We start from the raw sequence: 23,176 nt of genomic DNA on the forward strand, positions 1-23,176 counted from the left end.
GCCGGAGGCACCACGATGGACACCGACCCGCCCGTCACCGCACGCCGGCACACCCGGCGACACCACTGGCTCACCCGTCGACACCACTGGCCGCTGGCATTCGCGGCCGTACTGCTGATCCCCGCGACCGCCGCCTGCGGCGGTGCCGACCCGGCGACGCAGCCCGCCGACGGGCAACCGCCGGCAGCCGGCGCGGAGCCCGACGACGTACCGCCGATCGACGCCTGCACGCTGCTGGCCACCGACGAGATCACCCCGCTCATCGGCGACCACGACGACGGCGAACCGTCCAGCGGACCCGGCGGCAGCGCCTGCACCTGGGAAAACCCGGACACCTACCACTCGGTCACCGTGAGCATCGGCGACTGGGGCACCGCCGTCGGCGGCCAACTGCCCGAATCCCCGTACGGCGAGACCGAACCCGGCCCGGACGGCATCCGGTTCGCCGCCGGCGGCATCGCCGAGTTCGCCGTCGCGGACCGGGCCAGCGAAATCCAGATCACCTCCCGCGACCTCGACCGGGACACCGTGGTCGAGCTGATCGGGCTGATCCGCAGCCGGGTCGACACGCCGACCGGTCAGGCCGCCGGCGGATCCGGCCAGGGCGCCGACGGGTCCGGGGGCGACGGCACGGCCGCCGGCGCGTCGGCCGATGTCGACCCCTGCGCGCTGCTGACCAAGCAGGAGGCGGAGCAGCTGGCGGGGACCGCCCTCGACGAGCCGCTACCGGTGCGGGAGACCTGCACGTTCACCGGGCCGACCTCCGGCCCGCTCGCCCAGGTCGAGGTCTTCGTCGGCCCCGGAGCGAAGAAGATCCTCGACATCAACCGCGAGCTCGGGCACGAGTTCCGCGAGCTGCCCGGCATCGGCGACGAAGCGTACGCCGAGGACGACGCCGCCTACGTGCAGAAGTCCGGCCAGTGGGTGTGTCTGCGGCTGGTGCTGCTCAGCGACCCCGCCGAGCACCGTCAACGGCTGGAGGACGCCGCCCGCCTCATCGCCGGTCGGCTCTGACCTGCCGCCTTTCGCATAGAGAGTGGTGCCGGCCATGCGGTTCCGCATCGACGACCACCGGCGGGGGCTCATCGCCGTCGCCACCGTCACCCTGCTCGCCGTCACCGGGTGTGCGCGCGGTGGCCCGGCGGCCGATCCGGCCGGCGACCCGGCGGCACCGGGCGGGTCGCCGGTGAGCGCGCAGGCGCAACAGCGGTACGGTGCCGCGCCGACGCCGCACCCCGACGTCACCTACCAGCCGGACGTGGTGATCGTCGGTGGCGGGGCGGACTCCATCCGCTCAGTTGCCGCCGACACCTTCACCTGGCGGATAGACCCGGCGGCGGCAAACGCCGACCAACTGGCCCCCGGCAAGATCATGTTCCTGACCGGACGGGCCGTCGGTCGGGTGATCGACGTACGGCCCGAAGGGGACGACCTGGCGGTCGCGATCGGCCCGGTGGACATCACCGACGTGATCCGCGACGGCACCTTCACCAGCGCGGAGCCGGTCCCGTTGGCCGCCGCCCGGCCGGTGCCGGACGGGGCGGCAAGCTGGTCGCAGACCTCCGACGACGGCGGTGGCACCGGCGGCGGTTCCGCTGTCGCTGGCGGCGACATCGGGCCGGTCGGCGGCGCTTCCACTGACGGCGGGCTGGTGGTGCCGGCGGCCAACCAGCGCCCTCAGCTGACTCCGCGGCCGATCTGCTGCGCCAACGGCGTCGGCGCGGAATTCACCTACAGCTCGGCCGGCGTCCGGCTGGTGGGCCTGGTCCTGCTCAAGATGACCGCGCCGACCGCCGCCTTCCACCTGGAGATCCGGGGTGCCAAGGTGATCCGGGCCGAGTTCGAGATCAACGGGGCGGCGGCGCTGCGGGTCGAGATCAACGCGACGACGTCGACCGGACAGAACATCGACCCGCGCATCCCGATCCCGGTCGACTTCAGCGTCCCGATCGGCGAGGTGCTCGGCGTACCGTTCGCGGCCACGGTGACCCAGGTCATCGGGGTGCACACGGCGTTCGGCGCCAAGGACGGCAACATCTCCGCCGCCGGCGAATGGTCGCTCAACCAGTCGATGTCCTTCGGCTACGCCAACGGCTCCTTCGGGGTCCGCGCGCCGACCTCGATCAGCGTCGACCAGAGCCTGATGGACTCGATCACCGGGATATCGGTCGGCGTCAACGGCATCTGGCTCGACTACCACGCCAAGTTCCACGTCGGGCTCGGCGCGCTCGGCTTCATCGCCGGGCTCTACTTCGAGTTGACCCTCACCCTCGGAATGACCATCGGCTCCGCGCTCGGCGCGCCGCTCGTGGTGTGTCGCAGCGCCCAGCTCGGCCTCTGGGCGTCGTACGGTGTCGGCTACACCATCCCGGCCGGCCTGGTCACGGTGATCAACACATTCCTGCAATTGTTCAACGCCAAGCCGATCCCCACGAAGGGCGGCGTCGGCGACACCAAGCTCCTCTACGACAAACCAGTCGTCTATCCGAACGTACCGATCTGCCGAAATTGATATCCTTGGGCGGTGTCGACCACCGTGGATCCACCGTCGCCGCGTACCGATCCGACCACGCCCCGGCAAAAGGCCAACTGGGTCGAACGCCTCATTCAGGCAGCGGCTCTGGCCGGGTCGATCGCCGGTGTCGCATCCTTCTTCACCGAGCATCCCACGGCTGGACTGCGGCTCATCGCGGGCAGCCTGCTCGTCGGCGGGGTCGCGCTCGCCTTCAGATGGCGTACGGCCGACAACCGTTCCCTCGGTTTCCACAGCGCGCTGGCGCTGGCGCTGCTCGGAGCCGGCAGCCTCGGGTGGTCGTTGCGGCCGGTCGCGGCGCCGGAGGCCAGCGCGCCGGCCCCGAACCCGACTGTGAGCAGCTCCTCGGGTTCGTCGGGTCCGTCGCGAACCGCTGGCGGCCAGGCTCCCGCGCCGGGCGGCACGTCGGTGACGGTGCACCGGGCCGAAACCGTCATCCCGCTCTCCGCGACATCGGAGTTCGACCTCGACTCACTTGCTCCTGACTGGGACGTCACGGGCTATGACGAGACGGGCCGGGCCGATCTTCGGTTCAGCGTCATCGGCCTGCAGCCGATCAACCACGCCGAGCTACGGGAAGCTACAGGTGACGGCCCGGAGCTTTGCCAGCAGGCGACGGCGCAATACCGACTGACGCTCGACGAGGACCTGCCCGAAACCCGGTACGCCTGCGCGATCACCAACGAAGACCGATTCGCCTCGGTGCGGTTCAACCGCGAAGACGTCCGGATCGGATACACCGTCTTCAGCTGGATCAACCTGACGATCACGGTCTACAACCGCGCCGCCTGACCACCGTCCGGGCCGGCTGGGCTGGACAGCCCGGCCGGCCCGGCGGACCCGGCCGCTACTCGCAGGCGACCCCGTCGCCGTCGCGGTCCAGGTCGTAGACGTCCGGGCCGACGACCCGCACCGGCCCGCTGACGTACGCCGGCCCGTTGCCACTGCCACCGGCGCAGTCGACGTCGGCGGCGATCGGCACACACGCGCCCGTGTAGCTGCTGTGGCACTGCTGGGTGACCTTCGTGCCGACCAGCACGACCTTGGTGACCGGCTGCTTGGTCACCTGCTCGCTGATCAGCCGCTTGCCGGTCTGCACGCCGTCGGTCAGGGTCACCTCGTAGGTCAGCGTCCGCACCCCGGCGACCCCGTTGGTCTTCACCTTGGTGGCGCCCTTCGCCAGGCTCGGGTCGTCGACCCGCTTTTCCTGGAACGGGATCTGCTCGGTCTCGGTGACCGTCCGGGTCTCCACCTTCGGGCGCGGTGGTGCCGGCGGCAGCGTGGGTGACGCCGAGGCGCTGGGCGTCGGTACGACGCTTGGCGACGCGCTGGCGCTGGGCGAGCTGGCTCCCGGCACCCCGGCGACGGAGCCGGACGATCCGGACCCGTTGTCCGTACGCCCGGTCAGCCCGGCAGCGTCGACCGTGTCGGTGTCCGACTGCTCGGGCGCGAACGCGCCGATCACCGCGAGCCCACCGCAGCAGAACAGGACGAAGGTCAGCAGTACGCCGCCGAGGATCCCGGCGACCTTCCGGCCAGGGCTGAGGCCAGGGCCGGTCTGGCCGGGGCGCAGGCCGGGACCGGCGGCGGCCGGGCCGGGGGCCGGATACGGACTGTTCGAGTACGGGTTCTGCGGGTTCGGGTGCTGCGGCGCATTGGTCACCGCCGAAGTTTCCCGGCCGACATCGATATTGTGCAGTGGCCAAGGAGTGACACTTCGTGGCATCTACGTCGACAAACGTCTGACGATCATCCTGTGTCGGCTACCAAACTAATCAGTCCAGCTCGGACAAACCGACAACGACAGCAGCCGGTCGGCCGCCGCCGGTCGGACCGGCGGACCACCGGTGCCGGCCCGGCGCCACAAGCAGCACTGACACTCGGCCACAAGGGTAAATGGCAACTTCCCACCCGAACATTGACGTACCTACATTGATGTGTGAAACTAGGAACTCCACATCGCTCCGACAGCAGGGATTACAAGATGGAGCACCGCCAAGGCATGCAACCCGAAATTTTCCGACACATCGTCGCATCGGCAACCGCCTTCGTCATCTGCTCCTCAATTTCTCTAGCCGGGAAGCCCGCTCACGCCGATGCACCTAGCCCAAATTTGCACAATGACAAGATCCATGAGTTCGTAAGCCGAATCGAAGGACGCTGGGGAATAACTGTCAGTCCAGCCGATTACGAAGTCGCCACCATCGAAGGAATAACGGTAATCAGACCTAAGGATGCACGTCTGCAGGCACAGGAGACCCAAGACAACAACGGGGATACTAAATTCCTGATGTCAACGACCGCAGACACTCCTCCTGCACCCGCGTCGGGTGGATCGATGGCAGATTCGCAGACAGACTGGCGTCAGCCGACCTGCTGGGCAAGGCTGGAAAATTTCTGGGCATGGATGGACATGTGTAGCCAATGGGGATTGATGACCTATGCGGGCGAGACCCGCCGAAATTATGCGTACAAGATGTATGCATCGTGCGGCATAACAGATATAGACAGATACCGCGAGCTCACCTCCTGCTATGAGGTCTATTCACAGGCGATCCTGTAGAAGTGCAGCCCGATGGCACAGGAGATCGTTTCTGTGAAGGTCGCGAGCGGTCTGCGGTAGTCGGTGTGCAGGATTCTCCAGGTCTTCAGATTCGCGATGACCTGTTCGACGACCCAGCGGATCTTGTTGACCTGCCTGTTGTATTCCTTCTGCCACTCTGTGAGCTCGCCGCCCTTGGGCTTCTTGTACGGGGTGATCATGCCGTTGCCGACGTATCCCTTGTCGCCGATCCAGCCTGCAGGATTCAGGCTGACGAGAACACCGGTGTCGTTGATCGCGTACGAGTCGTGGTGGTTGCCGGTGACGGGATCGGAGACCCAGACGAGCGCGCCGTCGAGGGTGCAGGCGACCTGGACGCTCATGCCCGTGGTCTTGTGCTTGCCGGAGTACAGACAGCGGTCCGTGCGCCATGACCAGCAGGGGAACAGGGTGCCGTCGACGATGTACTGGACGGTCGGGTCGAGCTCGTCGGCGGTCGGCACGAACCCCGCCAGCACGCGGTCGAGGACCGGGGTGATGGCGGTGACCGCCCGTGAGATCGTCGACTGGGAGACGCCGTGCGCCTCGGCGATCTCCGCTTGGACGCGGTTGCGCCGCATGTAGGTCAACGTGACCACGAGGGCGCGGTAGAGGCCGAGGATCGGTGGCCACGGTTCCATGCCCAGGTTCCGGCATTCGGCGCGGACCAGCACGCAGAGGTCGCGGATCTGATCGGTCGTGAAGCCGGTGGTATGATACATGTTCGGCGGTCCGCTTTTCTTTGGTTGTTGTGTGGTAACTCCATCCTATGGGAGGGCGGGCCGTCTCATTTATCAGGGGGTCCACTGTGGGCTATCGAGGCCCTGCTGAATAAGCCTCTATGTTGACACCGAGCAGGCCCCCAACACATCGCCGGCGTGGGTGTGGAACGATTGGAGCCCGAGGTCAACAATCAATCTTGGCAACTGCAGCGACTACACCTTGGCAGTCAGCTACGCAGGCTTTGGCGCTGAACACACCGTGCATACATGCGAGGAGCTCAACCCGGAAAAGGGGGAAGCAGGCGCCGACTTCCGTACGACCTGGAACGGCGACGCATACAACAACGAAGTGCGTGAAGTCGCATTGCTCATCGCAATCGGGCATGATCCGGCCTTCGCCGCCCCACAGCTTCATCTCCGATGGGGATTCGTAACCTCGGAATGCAACCCTATTGGCGGAATTCTTGACCCTTGCGGCTAGAATCGAGTGATGATGTTCAGCAGGAGAGGGATTGCCAAGCCTGGGGCGCTATCAGCTGCTGCCGTCGGGCTGCTGGGGATCTTCATCGCCACGGCTGTCACGGTCATGGACTGGGCTCTGGACGAGCCGAGCCGGCACATTGAACGCACCCAGGCAGAGGATCTACTTTCACGAGCTGCGGTACTGGCGCAGGCCGGCAACTCAACCGGCTTGTGTCAGACTGTCGCCGCCACGTCCGCGACTTGCAGGTCCTTGCTCGACTACACGGAGTCGAAAGGCTGGGAAGCTGGCGCCGATCCCCCACGTGTGGTCGACACTCGACGTTACCCGAAGACCAGTCACACTTCAGAAACCCTGGTGCTTCGGGTCGCCGGAGTCAGGGCTGACGGCAGCCACTACGAGTCAGACTTCCCAGTCATTCGTACCCCCGAGGGTGAGATCCGCAGCACCGCGCCCGTATACTGGTCCGGCGTAGTCTTCGATGAATCTCAAATTGAATGCAACCAAGCAGACGGCGACGCCTGCGCACAGGACATCATATCTCCTCCGTAAGACTTTCTTACGCCTTTCGGATCGCTATCGAAGGAGGAGGACGTGCAGGTAGACCCGCCCACGTCGCCGAACTAATCCACCCGACTCGTGCCGGGAATGGAAGCGCAAGCGACGTCGCTGACGGCGCACAGGACAGCCGGATACGGCGTCAGGGTCATTTCAGCCGGCAGTACTTCAGGCGGTACCCTGATCACCAGGTGATCGGCATGCTTTGGCTGGCCACTGGTACAGCGGTTGAATAGCTGGGGTCTGTAGTTGTCATGGTGGTTCCGGTTCGAGTGTGAGTCCGGTCTGGGCGAGGAAGCCGGGTATCAGCTCTGGCCGGTACTGGATGCGTTTGAGCCGGTTGCGGATGACCGCGGCGAGGTGGTCCACGCCGTCGACGGCGAGGTTGCCCAGGCCGGCTTTCACTGTCGACCACAGACTCTCGACGGGGTTGAGGTCCGGGGCGTACGCGGGTAGCTGGACCACGGTCAGCCACCGGTGACGGGCGGCGGTCAGGCGACGCATCGTGGTGCTGGTGTGGGTGTTGACCCCGTCCCAGATCAGGATGATCGGGGCGTGGAGTTGGTGGTGCGCGGCGGTGATCAGGGCGGCGTAGTCGTCCTCGGAGAGGCTGCGGCGTTCACCGGTGCGGTTGCGGTGCACACGGAGCCGGTAGAAGACGTGGCCGCGCCGGCCGGGTTTGAGGCAGACCAGGCCGGCGATGGAGACCCGGCCTGAGCCCTTGGCGTTGACCCGCACGACGGGTGTGTGTCCTCTGCGGGCCCAGGTGGTGGCCCGGGGTGGTCGCAGGGTCTGTCCGGCCTCGTCCTCGAAGACGATCCACGCCCCGGTCGCCGCCGCTAGCCTCGTACCTTGGCCCAGGTCGTGGCCCGCCAGGCGGCGATGGCGTCGGCGTCGCGTTGGACTGCCCGGTGCTTCGGGACCTGCGGGGTGTAGCCGATGCGGTGCAGCAGGTAGGACACCCCGCGCAGGGTGTAGGAGGTGTGGAACAGCCGGCCGATGAGCGTGGCGACCCGGGCGAGGGTCCAGCGTTGGTCCTCGCTCCAGCCGTGTTCGGCTGGTCCGAGGTCGAGCTCGGCGCGTAGTCGCAGGAGCTGGTCGGGTGCGAGCCGGCAGGTGGTTCCGCCGGGTCCGGTCGAGGCGAGGGCGGTCATCCCGCCGGTCTGCCAGCGGCGCCGCCACTGGTAGGCCGATTTCGTCGATACCCGCAGCCGGGCTGCGACCTCGGTCGCGGGGACACCGGCGGCGAACATCCGCGCCGCCTGCATCCGTATCTCTTCCCGCTTGGCCCGCCCGCCGGCGGACAGACCACCACTATCGGCGTACCTCATACCTCCGGCATAGACCGGCCGTCATCGATGGTCACGCCGACACGCCGCCTGTGATCAACCAGACCCGAACCGCCCAACAGACCCCGGCTATTCAACCGCTGTAGCTTCGGTCGCCGGCCGGCCGTCGCAACTGCCTCACCAGTTCACGCATCTTCGCAATCCCCCCTCACGGATATTTCGGTCGTCGCAGCCGGCCCCGGCTCGCGCCGCCACTGGCCGGCCTTGTCGGCCAGGATCGCCACCGCGCCGGCCGTACCGTGCTCGGCCACCAGCTCGGCCCAGGTGAACCTGATCGTCACGACGTCGTCGTCGCGGATCGGGCCGACCCAGCGGTCGTCACACATCCCGGTCATCAACACCCCCGATGGTCGAGCGGCAGCGTGGTCCGGCCACACACCGGGCACCACCTGGACTTCACCTTGAACGACCACAGCCCGGCGCAGTAACCGAGCAGCGTCGTCCCGATCAGCGCTCCGATACTCCACATCGACGTACTCCTTTCTGAAGGAAGACGAATCCCCGTGGTCACGTGCAATCAGTCGTCGAGCGCCACCGGCTCGCCGCCGTTGGCCTCCCAGCGGGCCAGGATCTCGGCGAGAATCCGCCGGGCACCGACCTCACCGTGCTCGGCCTTCAAGTCCTCGAAGCTCCATCGCAGGGTGAGCACCATCTCAGCCGCTTCATCGGTCACACACTCACGGGTGACGTCGGCGGCGTCGTCGGTGCTCGGCTCCGACTCGCCCGCACCGTCGTCGACCAAGATCACAAACCCGCTGGTACGCGGTAGCCGACCATCTGGCCGTAGGTCATCAGCGGACGCAGAGTCGGAGTGAGCATCGTCGGCTCCGACGACCAGCGGTGCCCCCGGTTGCCGTCCAACCACCGTTGCCGGGCCGCCGCCCGTTCCTGGTCGAGCCGGGCCAGCCGCTTCGACGCCGCCGACCGGCCGTCCCGCCACTCCCGCCACCGCAACACCAGCTCGCGAATCATCTCAGTGATCATTTCTCGCTCCTGTTCAAGATCGTTTTCGTATTACCCGATCGATCAAGCCCACGGCGGAGCCAGCCGGAAATCCCGCATAGGCGCCGGTGGTCTCGCCTCATTAGCATCCCCTGCAACGTGCGCACCGTCAACCTTGCAACTGGCAAGCTTCACGGAGGCAAGGTGCATAGCTTGACCTTGTGAAGCTGGTCGCGCTGTCCGACGTCGCCGAGATGCTCGGCGGTGTGTCGCGCACCCGCGCCACCGAGATCACCAACCGGTCGAGCTTCCCGGCACCAGTCGCGCTCGTCGCCTCCGGCCGGATGCGGATCTGGGACCGCGACGAGGTCGCCGAGTGGATCCGCACCCACCGCCCGACCCAGCAAGAAGACTGACGGGATCACCGGCTCACGAAGCATCTCGACGACCATCGCCCTCCCGCTTGCCGGTGAGCTTGCGCTGTCCTGACTAGATGGTCACCCACTGACAACGCGCAGTGAACGCATCAGGCGTACGGCTTCTCTGCTGGTTCGGACGGCAACTGGTACGCGACGTACGACTTTCGCTCGCCGTCACCTGGGCGTAACAAGCAGCGATAGCCAACCGCGCTCCGCCCTAGAACGCGGCGTCGATCATGCCCTCAGCGCCCGGCACGCCAGTCCGTGAAGAATGCTCAGGAGCCAGCGCCCAGCAGGTCGGCCAGCGCCGCCAACTCCTGACTCACCGGCCGGCGGCGGCGGGCCAGGATCGTGGTGACGATGTCCCGCGCGTACCGCTGATGTCTCAACCAGGTGGGCGACTCGGCGCGGAGCCCGGACAGGATGCGCGTCGCTTCGACCATGTCGCCGCGTTCAGCAGTGGCCCAGGCGCGGTCGAGCTGGTGGCGATTACGGTTGTCCGAAGTCGCCCGGCCGCTCCCCGGCGGTACGCGCTCCGCCAACGCGAGCGCAGTGACGGGATCGCCGCCTACGACCGACATCTCCACCCGCTTCATCTCCACGGTCACTGGGCAGAAGGCACCCATCGTCACCGGCATGCGGACAGCCACGTCTGCTGGAAGTTGCTCGCCGATGCGGACCGCTGCCGCGCTGGCCGCGTCCAGCATTTCGCTGGCGTCGTCGGCGCGACCATCGCGAATCGCGGCGGCGGACCCACGCAGCATGAGCCAGCCCCAGACCGCGAGCCGGGTCGGATCTGTACGGGAGAAGCGTGGCTCCACCGCATCCGCCGTGGCGACTGCCAACCGCTCTGCCTCGTCGAACCGCCCTTGTCGGAGCAGCAGCCAGCACATCGTGGTGACGACAGACGCGGCGACTAGTTCGTTCCCGGACTCGTCCGCGACGTCAAGCGCGAGACTCAGGGCGTGGTAGGCAAGATCGAAGCGTCGGAGCTGGATCAACGCCGTCCCGGCGACCTGGTACGCCTGAGCGAGCTGCGTCGCACCGGCGATCCGCTGATCGCCGACACTCGCCTCGACGAAGCTGCGGGCTTCACCGATCAGCACCGGCAACCGTGTCAGCGCACTGGCGTAATCGTCACCATGGTAGATCCGGTCGATCTCGGCAATCGACGCTTGCAATCCAGCCAAGGTCGGTGGACTCATCGGGGATTTGTCGACGAACGTTCCGTTGAGACCCCGGGCAGGAGTCAGCGCCCGCCGCAGCAGGTCAAGTGCGGCCTCGTCATCAGCCGAGCCGAACCCGACTGCTGGGCCAGCGATGGCAGGGCCGACGAGTACGGATGTCGGCACGCCAAGCGCATTGGCGATCGATCGCAAGGTCGACATCCGTGGCGACCCCGGCTTGTTCTGCTCCAGCTTCTGGATCGTCTCAACCGCTAGGCCGGCAGCCTCCGCCAACTGCTCCTGGGTGAGTCCGCTGAGTCGACGCAGCCGCCCTACGTTGTCGCCCACCGTCGAGCTCATCGAGCTGCCTCCCGAACCCGTTGCCCGCCAGCAGGAAGCCGGCACCGTCGCATCGACCGCCGCTGACCACCGTACCGCGATTTGATGATCAACTATCGCTCATGATTCGGTACGTCGAATGGCCGCTAATCTCAGTGCATGAGCGACTATCTACAGGTGTCGACCGCTACCGAGACACGCGAGGTTGCGGTGGCCCTGGCCCGATCGGCGGTGGGTGCTCGGCTGGCCGGAAACGCACAGGTGCTCGGCCCCGTCATCAGCGTCTTCCGGCACCTGGGCAGTCAAGGTGAAGGCGAAGAGTGGCAAGTCCTCTTCAACACGACAGCAAGCCGGTATCAGGCCCTGGAGCGACATCTACTCGCCCACCATCCCTGGCAGAAGCCGCAGATCATCGCCACCGCGATCGTGGCAGGATCAGCTGCGTGTCTGGAATGGCTCACAGCGTCGACAGACGACGCTACGCCTGACAAATGAAGGCGGAGATTCGAGCAGTCGACCGCGTACCGCCGCTCTGGCCCCGACCGGGACGTCCGGTCGATGGCGGGGACGGCTCACTCCGGGAGATAGATCACCGGCAGGTCGTCGCCGTACCGTGACTCGCCGGTCAGAATCGGGGCCCGGTGCTCCAGGCAGGCCATGACTGTGGAGGCGAGGTCAACCCGCCCGGTGACGCCCCGCCAGTAGGACAGCTCCTGCCACGACCGTCCCGAGGTGTCCAGGACAGCGCAGGCGGCCAGGTCGAGCAGCCGGTGCAGCAACTGGCGATCCTTGCCGTCGCCCACCATCGCCAGGGTTTCGGCCACACTGACCGCGGTGACCCCGAACCGAACCCGGTCCTGAGTGACCTCGTAGATCGGCTCCGCGACGTGCACCGACCCGGACACGTAGGCGAGCAGCGCCGACCGGTCCAGCACCAAGCGGACCGGACGTTCGTCGTCGCCGGTCACGCGGCCGGTGCCTGCCCGGCCGGGGACTCTTCGTCACGCAGGTGTTGGCGCACCCGGTCGCGGACCACGTCGTACCGCTCGGCCGGCCACTGCATGTCGACGGTGGCGCGGCGCGCCCGCGCAGCCGCCAGCCCGGCCTCGGTGACCTCGATGCCGGACTCAGCCAGCTCGGCCCGGAGGGCATCCAGGCGCATTCGCCCCCGCACCGCCTCGGTGACGTAGGCGGACGCGTTCGGCTGCTCGGCCAACATGTCCGCGACGTCCTGCGGTACGGAGATCGACAGCTTCTTCATGCCGTTGATGCTACCCGGCAGCACAACTGGTAGCACCGAGCCCGTGAGCTGGGCCGTTACGCTGCCAGGCGGTCCTTCGCGGTGAGTCGGCGAGTCGCCAGCAGCGTCGCGACGGCGATCGAGGAGTAGACGGCGGCGGTCAGAACCGCCAGTTGGCCCCACGGAATGCTGAGGACGAAGCCGGGAATCCGCCAGGCTGCCAGCAGTACGGCCGGGAAACCGATGAGCAGCCCGACCCCGGTCGCCACAACGGTCAGCACGACGTGCTGACGGACCAGGACCGCCCTCGCCCAGCGGGGCGCCACTCCGAGCGCGACAAGGTGCCCGAGGTGCTGCCGCAGGATGCGAATCTGCGTCTGCGTCGTCGTCAGAGTCAGGGCCAGCGCCAGGATCACCACGCCGACGGCGGTGATGTTGAGCGCCACCGGTGGGATGGGCGTGGGCGGCGTACGGTAGATCTTTGCGATGCGTGGGTCCAAGCCGGCAGCGTTCACCGCAGCCTGCGCCGCCTCGGCGTCCGCCCGGCTGACGCCGGTGTAGATCACCGCGCCTGCGGTGACAGGCAGGTCATGCTCCCTGGCGGTCGCCGTCAGCACGAGGCCCGTGGTGCCGACGTTCCACCCCGCCGGCTCGACCTCGAACGCCGCTGCGGGGATCGTGGCCAGCACCGCGCCGACGCCCTCGGCCGCAGCAAGGCGAAGATCCACGGCATCACCGATCGGGGTACGGGCATCCCAGAACAGGACTCCTCCGCGTGCCAGCAACGCCCGCCGCTGCTCAGCGAGTCTCGTCCCGAGGAGCCGGTCTGCGGCGGCGACCGAGTCCACGGCCAGCAACAGACCCCAGGCACCGTCGGCGACGACGTGGGTCTCCCCTACGGCATCGGTGTCAGCGAGGTAGTGGACGGACACCGGTGTCTGATCCCGCAACGCCGGCACGGTCCGTGCCGCGTCCAACGCGACCTGCGGTGCCGGGTGCACATCCGTGGCGATGTCGGCGATCTTGACCTGGCCGGGCAACACATCCGGATACACCTGCGCACCAGCGGTACGGATCATCGTGTCCAGGAGCGACACGAACCCGGTCGACAACCCCAGCAGCACCGCGATGGCCGCGATGAAGGCGGTTGCCCGACGGGTGTCCGTCAGGAGTTGCCGCTTGCTGAGCCGCGCACGCAGGTTCGCCTCGGGCAGCCGGCCGAAGACGGCGGGGATCAGATCCGGCAGCATCAGCAGCACCGCGGCCGCCAGCAGCCCGGCGACATGCATCGCTTCCGCCGGCGAATCGAGGCCGGGAAGGCGCACCAGCGCCACCCCGACCGCAAGCGCCGCCAGCAGGTGTCGAGCATTGCGCAGCAGGCCGTCCCGTGGCGTTCGCGGCTGCTGCCCGAGGGCGCGGCCGGGCACCCCTGCCGTGTCGACCCGGCTGGCCCTGGCCTGCCCGAACAGCAGGGCGCCAGCAACGCAGCCGAGAAGGACCACAGCGATGCCCTGGGCGAGCGGTCCGATGGTGGAGGGCACCGGACCAACTGGTTGTCCGAGTGTCCGGGCCAGGAGCCGGGCAGCCAGTACGCCAAGCGCCAACCCGACCACATGTCCGATGACCATTGCGGCCAGACACCACAGGCTCTGCGCCAGGCTGGCACCACCGACCGCGATCCGGTGAGCGACACCGACCGAGGTCATCCTGCGCACGGACAGCACGACCTGCCGCCTGGTCAGGGCGAACGCGGCCAGCGTCGCCAGTAGTGGCAGTGCCAACGACGGAATCGTGTAGCCAGCCGGTGACCGGTCGATCCAGGTAGGACGTGCCTGGGACACGACCGATTCACGGCTGACGTACGTCCGTTCCACCTGGTCTACGAGATCCGCCGCTGCGGCACCGCCCGATGCTCCCCGTAGTGTCTGAGCGATGGCAGCCACCGTCGCGGGCACCTCGGCACCGTCCCAGTAGACGACTGGCTGGACGCGCAGCAGTGAGTTGACCGCAGCAAGCTCAGGGTCCATGGCAGCCCAGGTGCCGGGTCCGGCAAAGACCTCCACGTTCCCCGAAAAGAGGTCGTCGACGCTGCCGACAACGGTGAATTCGACGCGACCGCCGTACAGGCTGAGGTGCTCCGGTATCGAACCTGTCGCCGTATCGGGGTTGACGACGACAATCTCGTTCGCCCGCTTCGGCCAGCGCCCGGAGAGCGTACGGTAGTTCCCCGGGAACGGGTCCTGCGCCCAGTCCATCTCGACGAATCTGACCGAACCATGGGCGAGCGCCGGAATTGCCAGGTCGGTGCAGACCAGAGCGACGTTGGACTGCCCGCCCCGCCCATCAGGCAGCGCAGCGCTCAGCGAATCCCGGATCCTGCTACCCGGCGGCAGGTCCACTACGCCGAATCCCGCATAGGCACCGTAACGGCCCATGTCCCGTTGAGCGACCTGCTCCGCGCTCACCGACTGACCGACCAGCGCGACGTACAGGCCGGTCACCAGCACTGCAGCTACGAACACCGGGACGGCACTGACCCGCATCCGCCCGGATCGCGCGAACCTGCGCGCGAAGGTGACGACAAGTCGTCCGGGTCCAGCGAACCGGCCACTCACGGCGCACCACGCAGAGACCCGTCCACCATCTCGTACACGGCGTCGGCGTACCTGCGACAGAGCGGATCATGCGAACTGACGACAGCCAACGCGCCGGCCGAGCAGAGCTCGCTGATCAGCTCGAACAGGTCACTTGACGCCTTGCTGTCCAGCGAGCCGGTTGGCTCGTCCGCCACGAGGATGCGTCGGCCGCCAGCGAGCGCGCGGGCGATCCCGACCCGCTGTCGTTGCCCGCCGCTGAGCTGTCCCGGCCAACGTCTGCCGAGATCCGCCAGACCAACTCGCGTCAACAGGCGGTCGGCCTGCGCCAGAGCATCGGCCGTGGCCGTTCCACTGGCCTCCAGCGGGAGGGCGACGTTCTCGGCCGCCGTGAACTCCTCGACAAGGGCGTGGTCCTGAAAAACCACCCCCACGGTACGCAGTCGGAGATTCGCCCGCGCGGCCTCATCCATCCGTCCGACGTCGACGCCGTCAACCTGGATCTCGCCTTCATCGGCGAGATCCAGGCCGACGATCAGATTGAGAAGCGTGGACTTGCCAGAGCCGCTGGGGCCGTGGATGCAGATGAACTCGCCGGCGGTTGCCGCCAGGCTCACACCTCGGACTGCTCGAACCTCCTCGGCCGCCGACGTGTACGACTTGCTGACATCGCGCAGCTCCAAAAGAGGCATGTCACCACTCACCGGCTCCGGTACACCACGGCGTTGCCTTGCTGCCGGTTCACGCTACAGCAGGGGCTGCCGCAATTTCCCCACATCGATGAGCCGGATTTCCGCCTCGCCTGGGCTGCACGACTTCCGCTCCACTACGGCCAGGGCGCACGGACCCGCACCGGGATCGGACGGGTTTCGGTAGTACCGTCACCGAGCTGGCCCTGGTTGTTCAAGCCCCCAGGAAATCACGGAGTAGTCGGGCTGAAGCGCCAGAGTGTGCGATCCGCCAACGGATATGGCTCTGATCAGGACCAGGTGCTGGGCACAGAGAGCGACCTGGCCTACCGCACACACCCTGACCGGGGTGGAACGACTCTGGTAGGTGCCGTCACCGAGCTCGCCGAAGTCGTTGAAGCCCCAGGAAACGACGCCGCCGCTGCTGAGCTGCGCAGCGTTGTGGTTTGCGCCGGCACTGATCTGCCGGACCCCGTACAAGAGCTGTTCGCACGGCGCGACCTGCCCTACCGCGCAGACCCGCACCGGGGTGAGGCGGTTGACGGTCGTGCCGTCGCCGAGCTGCCCAAGTCTGTTGTATCCCCAGGTGGCGACGCTGCCATCACCCAGCAGCGCCATACTCTGCGTGAAGTGACCTGCCACGGCCCGTACCGCGTGCAGGAACCGGTCGCACGGCGCGACCTGCCCCACCGCGCACACCTGCACCGGGGTGTGCCGATCGACGGTGGTGCCATCACCCAGTTGCCCGTACTGGTTGGAGCCCCACGTGACGGCCAGCGCGTTGTCCACCACCGCCATGCTGTGCCGTCCGGCAACCGCGAGGGACCTGACTCCGGTCAGGAACCGGTCGCAGGGGGCTACCTGCCCTACCGCGCACACCTGCACGGGGGTGCGCCGATCGACGGTGGTGCCGTCGCCAAGCTGACCGTACAGGTTGCTCCCCCAGGCGACCGCAGTCCCGTCGGTCAGCTGGGCAAGGGTGGTATCGCCGTTTGCTGACAGGGCCCTGACCCCTCTCAAGGGCTCGTCACAGGGTGCGACCTGACCGACCGCGCAGACCTGCACCGGGGTGAGGCGGTAGGGGTGGGTGCCGTCACCGACCTGTCCGCGAATGTTCCAGCCCCAGGCGACGACTGTACGGTCCCGTAGCAGAGCGACACTGTGAAAGGTGCCCACCGCGATTGCGATCACGCCGGTCAGGAACCGTCGGCAGGGCGCGGTCTCGCCGACGGCGCAAACCTGCACCGGCGTCAGGTAATTTTCCCCGTGACCAATACCAAGCCGACCGTAGGTGTTCCAGCCCCAAGCAACGACGGTGCCGTCCGAACGCAGAGCAAGGTTGTGCCCGACGCCGGCGGCGATGGCGGTGACCGCGCCGAGTCCGGCCGGGACCTGTCGGATCACGGGCTCCGCTGCCACCGCCGACTCTGCTGCGCGCTCAGCCGGGACCTCGCTGGCGTACCCGGTGGAGCCGGCACCGGTCACCAGGACCATGGCCAGCAGTGCGGCTACCAGGCCGGCAGCCGACCATCGACGGCGGGCCACCGCCATGACGAATGTCGGTTCCGGATTTCCTGCCGATTGGCGACTGTCCATCGATTCCTCCACAGGACGAGTCAGAAGCGGCGACGGTGGGAGCCGATGGAATGCGACTGACTTTCGCTTTGTCGCCTTACTCAAAAGGCGACGGGCGAGCCACAATCAATATAGAACAATGCCGCATGATCGAAAAAGAGGCCGATCGAACGAGTGTGAATCTCGCAAAATCGTTGGCCCGCCGCCGCGCGAAAAAAGACAAACGTACGGCCCACCCCTGTGCCAACCGTGGACCGGTCGGCACAGGAGGGGGCGGTGGCCAGCCCGTACGCCGAGGCGCTGACCGCGTACCGCCGTCGATCTTGACCGCAGGCGGGCCCGCTCAGGCCGGGACGGGCAACGCGCCGAGGGCGCGGCCGGCTTCCCGGGCGGCCTGCAGCGCGCCGGAGTGCAGCTGCGCGGCCACGTCGGTGAAGGAGTCCAGCGCGGGGTTGACCCCGACGAGGGTGAACTCGCGTTCGACGACGGTGAGGTCGGCACCCCAGCAGTCGGCGATGATCCGCCGCAGGTACGGGGTGGAGTGGTCCCAACCTTCCCGTGGGGTTCCGGTGCCGTACGCGCCGCCACGGACGGTGGCGAGCACGACCGGCTTTCCGGCGAGGAACGGGACTCCGGTCGCCCGTGGATCGGCCAGGACGACATCGAGGTACGTCTTGAAGTGCTGGGAGACGCCGTAGTTGTAGAGCGGTACGGCGAGCAGGATCGCGTCGGCGGCGACCAGTTCGTCCACGAGTGTCGCGGCGAGGGCGACGGCGTCGCGTTGCTCGGCGGTCCGCTCCTCGGCCGGGGTCATGCCGGCGGTCACCGCCGCTGCCCAGACGGTCGACGGCAGGGTGTCGACGCCGACGTGGCGGGTCACCACCGGGTCGCCAGGGTGGGCGGTACGCCACTCCTGCTCGACGATGTCGGCGATCTCGCGGCTCGCGGAGCCGTGCGTACGGATGCTGGCGTCCAGTCGGAACAGGGTCACCGTTACTCCAGATGGTCGTAGGTTCAAGCTTGAAGCCCAACGGTAGACGCTGTTGGTTCAAGCTTGAACCCCTTGAGACATCGGTCACTTCAACGGTGAAGCGGCAGACGTACGCTTGGCCTCGTGCCGGACGAACCCCGATGGCTGACCGACCGCGAACACGAAGCGTGGATGGCGCTGGCCAAGCTCATGTTCAACCTGCCCAGCGCGCTCGACGCCCAGCTGCTGCGGGACAACAACCTCACGCTGTTCGACTACTTCGTGCTCGGCGTCCTGTCCATGACACCCGGCCGCACCCGGCGCCTGAGCGACCTCGCCGAACAGGTCAGCAGCTCGCTGTCCCGGCTGTCGAACGTCGTCACCCGACTCGAGCGACGCGGCCTGCTGCGCCGCCAGCCCGACGCCGACAACCCCCGCTACACCACCGCCGTCCTCACCGAGGCCGGCTGGGACCTGGTCGTCGCCGCCGCCCCCGGACACGTCGGCGCCGTCCGCCGGTACGTCATCGACGGCCTCACCGACCACCAGATCGACGTACTCCGCGAGATCGCCTGCCACGTCACCCGCAACCTCGCCAGCGGAGACCCACCGATTGCTACACCAGATACCCCATGAGCACCGGATGAGGTATCTGGTGTAGCAATCGACGCGAAGGCTAGCCGAGAAAACGGAACAGCGTCTCGTCGAGGCGCAGACGCAACGCCGCAGGCAACCCGGCGAAGCGGTGCACGCCGACCCCGTACCCCTCGGACCTGTCGGAAAGCCAGACCTGGACGAAGCCGGCGGCGGCGAACCACTCCAGGATGCGCGGCACCAGGTCCGGCTCCCGACGGTGCCGGGTCCAGATCACCGTGCCGCCGGCAGCGGTCAGCTGTGGCGCGGCCGCGACCAACCGGGCGACATCCGCATCGCCGATGTTGCCGAACACCCCGCAGAGCAGGACCAGATCGGCGGGTACGGCATCCGCGTAGTGGGCGGATCGGGCCGCGTCCCCGATGACCACCTCAAGGTCGACGCCGAGCACGTCCCGGCCCTCGCTGGCGCACATGCTCACCACCCGGACCGGGCCCGGCGGGGCCGCGTCCAACGTCTCCCGGATCCGGGCCTGTACCACCGCCAACCGCCGGGACAGCGCGGAGTCTGGATCCGCGTACGCCTCGTGCCAGGCACTCCAGTCCCGCCGACTCATATCTGCCGACTGTAGCCAGGTCGGTACCAGCGGCCGCCCCAGTTGCCGAATCGGCTGACCGACGGGTCAATCCCCCACTCTGGAGCACCGCGAAGCCCATCTGACGCCGACACGTCGCCGACACGACCAGCGAGACCCGGCGGCACGAAGTGAGACCGGTTCAGCATTCGTGAACACGCCCCCTGACTGGCGTTCGCGCTGGTCAGGGGGCGTTCTTGCTGGCTAGGTGAGCGGAGGGCGTGGGATTCGAACCCACGAAGACATTGCTGCCTTACCGGTTTTCAAGACCAGCGCCATCGGCCACTAGGCGAGCCCTCCCGGTGCGAGGCGAGCCGGAGACGGTCGGCTGCCGCGCCGCTGTGCCCTAGTGTGCCACGGGCCCGGAACCGGTGCCCGGCCCCGTGGTTAACGCGGCAGTAGCCGCCCGGCAACCGGCTCGACCGGGTAAGACTGATGCCATGCATGCGATCACCGTGCCGCAGCCCGGCGGGCCAGAGGCCCTGACGTGGGCCGAGGTGCCCGACCCGACCCCCTGCCCGAACGAGGTGATCGTCGACGTGGCGGCGACCGCGGTCAACCGGGCCGACCTGCTGCAACGACAGGGACACTATCCGCCGCCGCCGGGCGCGTCGCCGTACCTCGGGTTGGAATGCTCGGGGGTGATCAGCGCGGTCGGCGCGGAGGTCTCCCACCACCGGGTCGGCGACCAGGTCTGCGCGCTGCTGGCCGGCGGGGGGTACGCCGAACGGGTCGCCGTGCCGGCCGGTCAGCTGCTGCCGGTGCCGGCCGGGTTGAACCTGGTCGACGCGGCCGCGCTGCCCGAGGTGGCCTGCACGGTGTGGTCGAACGTGGTCAAGCTCGCCGGTCTGCGGGCCGGTGAGTCGCTGCTGGTGCACGGCGGCGGCAGCGGCATCGGCACGTTCGCGATCCAGCTGGGCGCGGCGCTCGGCGCGACAGTGCTGACCACGGCGCGGGCCGGCAAGCACGAGCAACTGCGGGCACTGGGCGCCCACCACACGATCGACTACACGACGGAGGATTTCGTCGCCCGCGCCCGGGAGTTGACCGGCGACGGCGACGGCGGGGTGGACGTGATCCTCGACATCATCGGCGCCGCCTACCTGGAACGCAACATCGACACCTTGGCGGTCGGCGGCCGATTGGCGATCATCGGTCTGCAGGGTGGCCGCACGGCCGAGGTGAACCTCGGGGCGATGCTGGCCAAACGCGCGACGATCTTCGCGACTGCGCTGCGGTCCCGGCCGCTGGCCGAGAAGGCGGAGATCGTCCGTCGGGTGCACGACCAGGTGTGGCCGCTGGTGGCCTCCGGGGCGATCCGGCCGGTGATCGACCGGCGGCTGCCGCTGGCTCAGGCCGCGCAGGCGCACCGCGTCGTCGAGGGCAGCGACCACCTGGGCAAGGTCCTGCTGGTCACCGGCGAGGATTAGCTCCCGCCGTCGAGCAGCAGCCGTGGGCCGGGACCGGCTGCGGCGAGCCGGTCGCCGGAATTGTTCAGCGTGCAGGACTGCAGCGACAGGCAGCCACAGCCGATGCAGCTGGTCAGGTCGTCGCGCAGCCGGGTCAGCAACGCGATGCGGTCGTCCAGCCGGGCCCGCCAGCGGCGGGACAGCCGTGCCCAGTCGGCCTTGGTCGGGGTACGCGACGCCGGCAGGTCGTCGAGTGCGGCCCGGATCTCCTCCAGCGGTACGCCGATCTGCTGGGCGGTCCGGATGAACGCGACCCGGCGCAGTTCGCTGCGCTCGTACCGGCGTTGGTTGCCGCCGGTCCGGTCGGCCCGGATCAGCCCGAACTGCTCGTAGTAGCGCAGCGCCGAGGGTGCCACCCCGGAGCGGGCAGCCAGCTCACCGATCGTCAATTCCTTCTGCATCACACAGCCCTTGAGTTCAAGTTGGCTTGAAGTTGCAGAGTAGTTGCATGACCACGTTCGTAGCCAGCCCGGCCCCTGTCACGGACCCACCAGCAGAACCTGGGTACGCGGCGCTCGCACCGCTGCTGCATCGGATCACCGGCGACGAGAAGCACGAGCCGAGCGCCCACTCGACACTGGACGTTCTCTGGATCCTCTACGACCGGATCCTGCGGGTCGACCCACAGACGGTCGACGCCGTCGACCGGGACCGGTTCCTGCTGTCCAAAGGGCACGGGCCGGCCGCCTACTACGCCGTACTCGCCGCGAAGGGCTTCCTTCCGCACGCCTGGCTCGACGACCTGGCCGGGCCGGACAGCCCGCTCGGGCACCACCCGGACCGGCTGCTGATCCCCGGCGTGGAGATCGGCTCCGGGTCGCTCGGGCACGGGCTCGGGCTCGGCGTCGGCATCCTGCTCGGCCTGCGCGCCCAGGGTCTGACCCGCAGCTGCGTCCAAGGCCCGGCCGCCGGCTCCGCCCAGGACCGGGCGGCCGGCTCCGGGCAGGTCGGCGGTGCCCGGGTGTACGTCCTGGTCGGCGACGCCGAACTCGACGAAGGGTCCAACCACGAGGCGATCGCGTACGCCGGCAGCCGGCAGCTCGCCGACCTGACCGTGGTCGTCGTCGACAACGACTCGGCCACCCACGGCTGGCCCGGCGGCCTGGCCAGCCGGTTCACCGTCAACGGCTGGTCGGCGTCGGTCGTCGACGGGCATGACCACGAGGCGCTGACCGCCGCACTGACCGGCCACGACGGCGTACGGCCGCACCTGGTCGTCGCCCGCGTGCCGGCCAAGTACGCCACCCCTGCCCCGACGTCGTCCGGCGGCGCCCCAGGATCGTCCGGCAGCGCCGCAGGATCGTCCGGCAGCGGCTCACCGGAGAAGGAGAACGGACATGCGTGACGCGTTCACCCGGGCCGCCACCGGACTGCTCGACGACGACCCGCGTACCGCCGTGGTGTTGGCCGACATCTCGGCCGACGCCTTCGCACCGGCCGCCCGCCGGCACCCGGACCGGGTGCTCAACGTCGGCATCCGGGAGCAGCTGATGATCGGGGTGGCCGGTGGGCTGGCCCTGACCGGGCTGCGGCCGATCGCCCACTCCTACGCCCCGTTCCTGGTCGACCGGGCGTACGAGCAGGTCAAGCTCGACCTCGACCATCAGGGCGTCGGCGCGGTGCTGGTCAGCATCGGCGGCTCGTACGACGCGTCGGCGGAGGGGCGGACCCACATGTCCCCCGGTGACGTCGCCCTGCTCGACACGGCAGGACAGTGGACGGTGCACGTGCCGGGGCACGCCGACGAGGTCGGGCCGCTGCTGCGCGCCGCCGCCGCCCACGACCACCCGGTCTACCTGCGGCTCGGTGCGCGGGCCAATCGTGGCCTGCCCGGCGACGCGGTGTCGGGCCGACTGGTGACGGTGCGTCGGGGCAGCGGGGGAGCCCCGGTCGTCGTCGCCGTCGGCCCGATGCTGGACCCGGTGCTGGCCGCGGTCGACGGGCAGGACGTGACGGTGGCGTACACGAACACCCCGCGACCGTTCGACGTCACCGGCCTGCGGATGCTGGTCGATCAGGCGGCACCGGTGGTGGTGCTGGTCGAACCGTACCTGGCCGGCACCTCCAGCCATCTGGTCGGCGAGGCGCTGGCGGACCGGCCGTACCGGCTGCTGGCGTTGGGGGTCGGCCGCCGGGAGTTGCACCGGTACGGCAGCCCAGCAGACCATGACCGCTGGCACGGGCTGGACCCGGCCGGCCTACGCCGCTCGATCAGCCGCTTCATCGCCCCATGATCACGACCGCCCCATGATCACGACGATCTTGCACTTATTGATGAACAATCCGGACAAATCTTCGCGATAACTGCAAGATCGTCGGGA

At 68.3% G+C, this 23,176-nt stretch carries 29 protein-coding genes, 1 tRNA gene and 1 pseudogene; 11 read left to right on the forward strand and 20 right to left on the reverse strand.

Annotated features, from left to right (window positions below; all coding sequences use genetic code 11):
- The first annotated feature begins 15 nt into the window (after positions 1-15).
- The gene (locus O7608_RS03315; protein WP_289208588.1) at positions 16-1,014 is read left to right on the forward strand and encodes a DUF3558 domain-containing protein; all 999 of its coding nucleotides are present in this window, start codon (positions 16-18) and stop codon (positions 1,012-1,014) included.
- 34 nt (positions 1,015-1,048) lie between these two features.
- Positions 1,049-2,512: a hypothetical protein gene (locus tag O7608_RS03320; protein ID WP_289208589.1), complete on the forward strand. Its 1,464-nt coding sequence runs from the start codon at positions 1,049-1,051 to the stop codon at positions 2,510-2,512.
- Positions 2,513-2,607: 95 nt separating this feature from the next.
- Here O7608_RS03320 and O7608_RS03325 read toward each other — a convergent pair whose 3' ends face one another.
- The gene (locus O7608_RS03325) at positions 2,608-2,970 is read right to left on the reverse strand and encodes a hypothetical protein (RefSeq protein ID WP_289208590.1); all 363 of its coding nucleotides are present in this window, start codon (positions 2,968-2,970) and stop codon (positions 2,608-2,610) included.
- Here O7608_RS03325 and O7608_RS03330 point away from each other — a divergent pair.
- Entirely contained in the window at positions 2,942-3,325 is a 384-nt protein-coding gene (locus tag O7608_RS03330) for a hypothetical protein (protein WP_289208591.1), read from the forward strand. The genes O7608_RS03325 and O7608_RS03330 overlap by 29 nt on opposite strands.
- 55 nt (positions 3,326-3,380) lie before the next feature.
- Here O7608_RS03330 and O7608_RS03335 read toward each other — a convergent pair whose 3' ends face one another.
- Positions 3,381-4,196, reverse strand: coding sequence for a G5 domain-containing protein (locus O7608_RS03335; RefSeq protein WP_289208592.1), 816 nt, complete (start codon positions 4,194-4,196; stop codon positions 3,381-3,383).
- Positions 4,197-4,517: 321 nt separating this feature from the next.
- On the opposite strand from O7608_RS03335, the gene O7608_RS03340 reads away from it, so the two are divergent.
- On the forward strand, positions 4,518-5,096 hold the full coding sequence (locus O7608_RS03340) for a hypothetical protein (RefSeq protein ID WP_289208593.1): 579 nt from the start codon (positions 4,518-4,520) through the stop codon (positions 5,094-5,096).
- Here the strand turns inward: O7608_RS03340 and O7608_RS03345 are convergent.
- Entirely contained in the window at positions 5,075-5,836 is a 762-nt protein-coding gene (locus O7608_RS03345) for a transposase family protein (protein WP_289205445.1), read from the reverse strand. The genes O7608_RS03340 and O7608_RS03345 overlap by 22 nt on opposite strands.
- Before the next feature lie 490 nt (positions 5,837-6,326).
- Between O7608_RS03345 and O7608_RS03350 the strand changes: the two genes are divergently transcribed.
- On the forward strand, positions 6,327-6,869 hold the full coding sequence (locus O7608_RS03350; protein WP_289208594.1) for a hypothetical protein: 543 nt from the start codon (positions 6,327-6,329) through the stop codon (positions 6,867-6,869).
- 258 nt (positions 6,870-7,127) lie between these two features.
- Here O7608_RS03350 and O7608_RS03355 read toward each other — a convergent pair whose 3' ends face one another.
- The 6 genes from O7608_RS03355 to O7608_RS03380 all read right to left on the reverse strand — a co-directional run bounded on the left by O7608_RS03355 (position 7,128) and on the right by O7608_RS03380 (position 9,208).
- Positions 7,128-7,751, reverse strand: a complete 624-nt coding sequence (locus tag O7608_RS03355; RefSeq protein ID WP_289210761.1) for a transposase — start codon at positions 7,749-7,751, stop codon at positions 7,128-7,130.
- Positions 7,715-8,206 carry a winged helix-turn-helix domain-containing protein gene (locus O7608_RS03360; RefSeq protein ID WP_289208595.1) on the reverse strand — a complete coding sequence of 164 codons (492 nt, stop codon included), beginning with the start codon at positions 8,204-8,206 and terminating at the stop codon, positions 7,715-7,717. The genes O7608_RS03355 and O7608_RS03360 overlap by 37 nt, the downstream gene beginning before the upstream one ends.
- 143 nt (positions 8,207-8,349) lie before the next feature.
- Complete coding sequence (locus O7608_RS03365) at positions 8,350-8,559, reverse strand: hypothetical protein (RefSeq protein ID WP_289208596.1); 210 nt, start codon at positions 8,557-8,559, stop codon at positions 8,350-8,352.
- Positions 8,559-8,693, reverse strand: coding sequence for a hypothetical protein (locus O7608_RS03370; protein WP_282224809.1), 135 nt, complete (start codon positions 8,691-8,693; stop codon positions 8,559-8,561). The genes O7608_RS03365 and O7608_RS03370 overlap by 1 nt, the downstream gene beginning before the upstream one ends.
- Before the next feature lie 48 nt (positions 8,694-8,741).
- Positions 8,742-8,972: a hypothetical protein gene (locus O7608_RS03375; RefSeq protein WP_289208597.1), complete on the reverse strand. Its 231-nt coding sequence runs from the start codon at positions 8,970-8,972 to the stop codon at positions 8,742-8,744.
- Complete coding sequence (locus O7608_RS03380; protein WP_289208598.1) at positions 8,969-9,208, reverse strand: hypothetical protein; 240 nt, start codon at positions 9,206-9,208, stop codon at positions 8,969-8,971. The genes O7608_RS03375 and O7608_RS03380 overlap by 4 nt, the downstream gene beginning before the upstream one ends.
- A 179-nt stretch (positions 9,209-9,387) precedes the next feature.
- Between O7608_RS03380 and O7608_RS03385 the strand changes: the two genes are divergently transcribed.
- Positions 9,388-9,582, forward strand: coding sequence for a helix-turn-helix transcriptional regulator (locus O7608_RS03385; protein WP_289208599.1), 195 nt, complete (start codon positions 9,388-9,390; stop codon positions 9,580-9,582).
- 278 nt (positions 9,583-9,860) lie between these two features.
- On the opposite strand, the gene O7608_RS03390 is transcribed toward O7608_RS03385, so the two are convergent.
- On the reverse strand, positions 9,861-11,111 hold the full coding sequence (locus O7608_RS03390) for a helix-turn-helix domain-containing protein (protein WP_289208600.1): 1,251 nt from the start codon (positions 11,109-11,111) through the stop codon (positions 9,861-9,863).
- A 138-nt stretch (positions 11,112-11,249) separates the two neighbouring features.
- Between O7608_RS03390 and cutA the strand changes: the two genes are divergently transcribed.
- A complete protein-coding gene (gene cutA, locus O7608_RS03395; protein ID WP_289208601.1) occupies positions 11,250-11,585 on the forward strand; it encodes a divalent-cation tolerance protein CutA in 336 nt (111 codons plus the stop codon).
- A 77-nt stretch (positions 11,586-11,662) separates the two neighbouring features.
- Here the strand turns inward: cutA and O7608_RS03400 are convergent, their stop codons facing one another.
- The 7 genes from O7608_RS03400 to O7608_RS03425 form a co-directional block, all read right to left on the reverse strand.
- Complete coding sequence (locus O7608_RS03400; RefSeq protein WP_289208602.1) at positions 11,663-12,058, reverse strand: hypothetical protein; 396 nt, start codon at positions 12,056-12,058, stop codon at positions 11,663-11,665.
- Positions 12,055-12,351 (reverse strand): hypothetical protein, encoded by a 297-nt coding sequence (locus O7608_RS03405; RefSeq protein ID WP_289208603.1) that lies wholly within the window; start codon positions 12,349-12,351, stop codon positions 12,055-12,057. Before O7608_RS03405 ends, O7608_RS03400 begins: the two co-directional genes overlap by 4 nt.
- 56 nt (positions 12,352-12,407) lie before the next feature.
- Positions 12,408-14,852, reverse strand: a complete 2,445-nt coding sequence (locus O7608_RS03410) for a hypothetical protein (protein ID WP_289208604.1) — start codon at positions 14,850-14,852, stop codon at positions 12,408-12,410.
- A gap of 89 nt (positions 14,853-14,941) precedes the next feature.
- Positions 14,942-15,616: an ABC transporter ATP-binding protein gene (locus O7608_RS03415; RefSeq protein WP_289208605.1), complete on the reverse strand. Its 675-nt coding sequence runs from the start codon at positions 15,614-15,616 to the stop codon at positions 14,942-14,944.
- A gap of 134 nt (positions 15,617-15,750) precedes the next feature.
- Complete coding sequence (locus O7608_RS31940; RefSeq protein WP_353850550.1) at positions 15,751-15,831, reverse strand: hypothetical protein; 81 nt, start codon at positions 15,829-15,831, stop codon at positions 15,751-15,753.
- Complete coding sequence (locus O7608_RS03420; protein ID WP_289208606.1) at positions 15,806-17,209, reverse strand: RCC1 domain-containing protein; 1,404 nt, start codon at positions 17,207-17,209, stop codon at positions 15,806-15,808. Before O7608_RS03420 ends, O7608_RS31940 begins: the two co-directional genes overlap by 26 nt.
- Before the next feature lie 322 nt (positions 17,210-17,531).
- Positions 17,532-18,179, reverse strand: a complete 648-nt coding sequence (locus O7608_RS03425) for an FMN-dependent NADH-azoreductase (RefSeq protein WP_289208607.1) — start codon at positions 18,177-18,179, stop codon at positions 17,532-17,534.
- 123 nt (positions 18,180-18,302) lie between these two features.
- On the opposite strand from O7608_RS03425, the gene O7608_RS03430 reads away from it, so the two are divergent.
- Entirely contained in the window at positions 18,303-18,794 is a 492-nt protein-coding gene (locus O7608_RS03430) for a MarR family winged helix-turn-helix transcriptional regulator (RefSeq protein ID WP_289208608.1), read from the forward strand.
- A gap of 40 nt (positions 18,795-18,834) precedes the next feature.
- Here the strand turns inward: O7608_RS03430 and O7608_RS03435 are convergent, their stop codons facing one another.
- Positions 18,835-19,368 (reverse strand): SAM-dependent methyltransferase, encoded by a 534-nt coding sequence (locus O7608_RS03435; RefSeq protein WP_289208609.1) that lies wholly within the window; start codon positions 19,366-19,368, stop codon positions 18,835-18,837.
- Positions 19,369-19,599: 231 nt separating this feature from the next.
- Positions 19,600-19,686, reverse strand: a tRNA-Ser gene (locus O7608_RS03440).
- Between the two features lie 140 nt (positions 19,687-19,826).
- Here O7608_RS03440 and O7608_RS03445 point away from each other — a divergent pair.
- Complete coding sequence (locus tag O7608_RS03445) at positions 19,827-20,816, forward strand: NAD(P)H-quinone oxidoreductase (RefSeq protein WP_289208610.1); 990 nt, start codon at positions 19,827-19,829, stop codon at positions 20,814-20,816.
- On the opposite strand, the gene soxR is transcribed toward O7608_RS03445, so the two are convergent.
- Complete coding sequence (soxR, locus tag O7608_RS03450; protein WP_289208611.1) at positions 20,813-21,256, reverse strand: redox-sensitive transcriptional activator SoxR; 444 nt, start codon at positions 21,254-21,256, stop codon at positions 20,813-20,815. The two genes, O7608_RS03445 and soxR, sit on opposite strands and share 4 nt — an antisense overlap.
- A 47-nt stretch (positions 21,257-21,303) precedes the next feature.
- Between soxR and O7608_RS03455 the strand changes: the two are divergent.
- A pseudogene (locus O7608_RS03455) lies at positions 21,304-22,092 on the forward strand (thiamine pyrophosphate-binding protein); the annotation flags it as partial.
- A 100-nt stretch (positions 22,093-22,192) separates the two neighbouring features.
- The gene (locus O7608_RS03460; protein ID WP_289208613.1) at positions 22,193-23,089 is read left to right on the forward strand and encodes a transketolase family protein; all 897 of its coding nucleotides are present in this window, start codon (positions 22,193-22,195) and stop codon (positions 23,087-23,089) included.
- The last annotated feature ends 87 nt before the right edge of the window (positions 23,090-23,176 follow it).

It is taken from the genome of Solwaraspora sp. WMMA2056 (genome assembly GCF_030345095.1).
In the GTDB taxonomy this organism is placed as follows: domain Bacteria; phylum Actinomycetota; class Actinomycetes; order Mycobacteriales; family Micromonosporaceae; genus Micromonospora_E.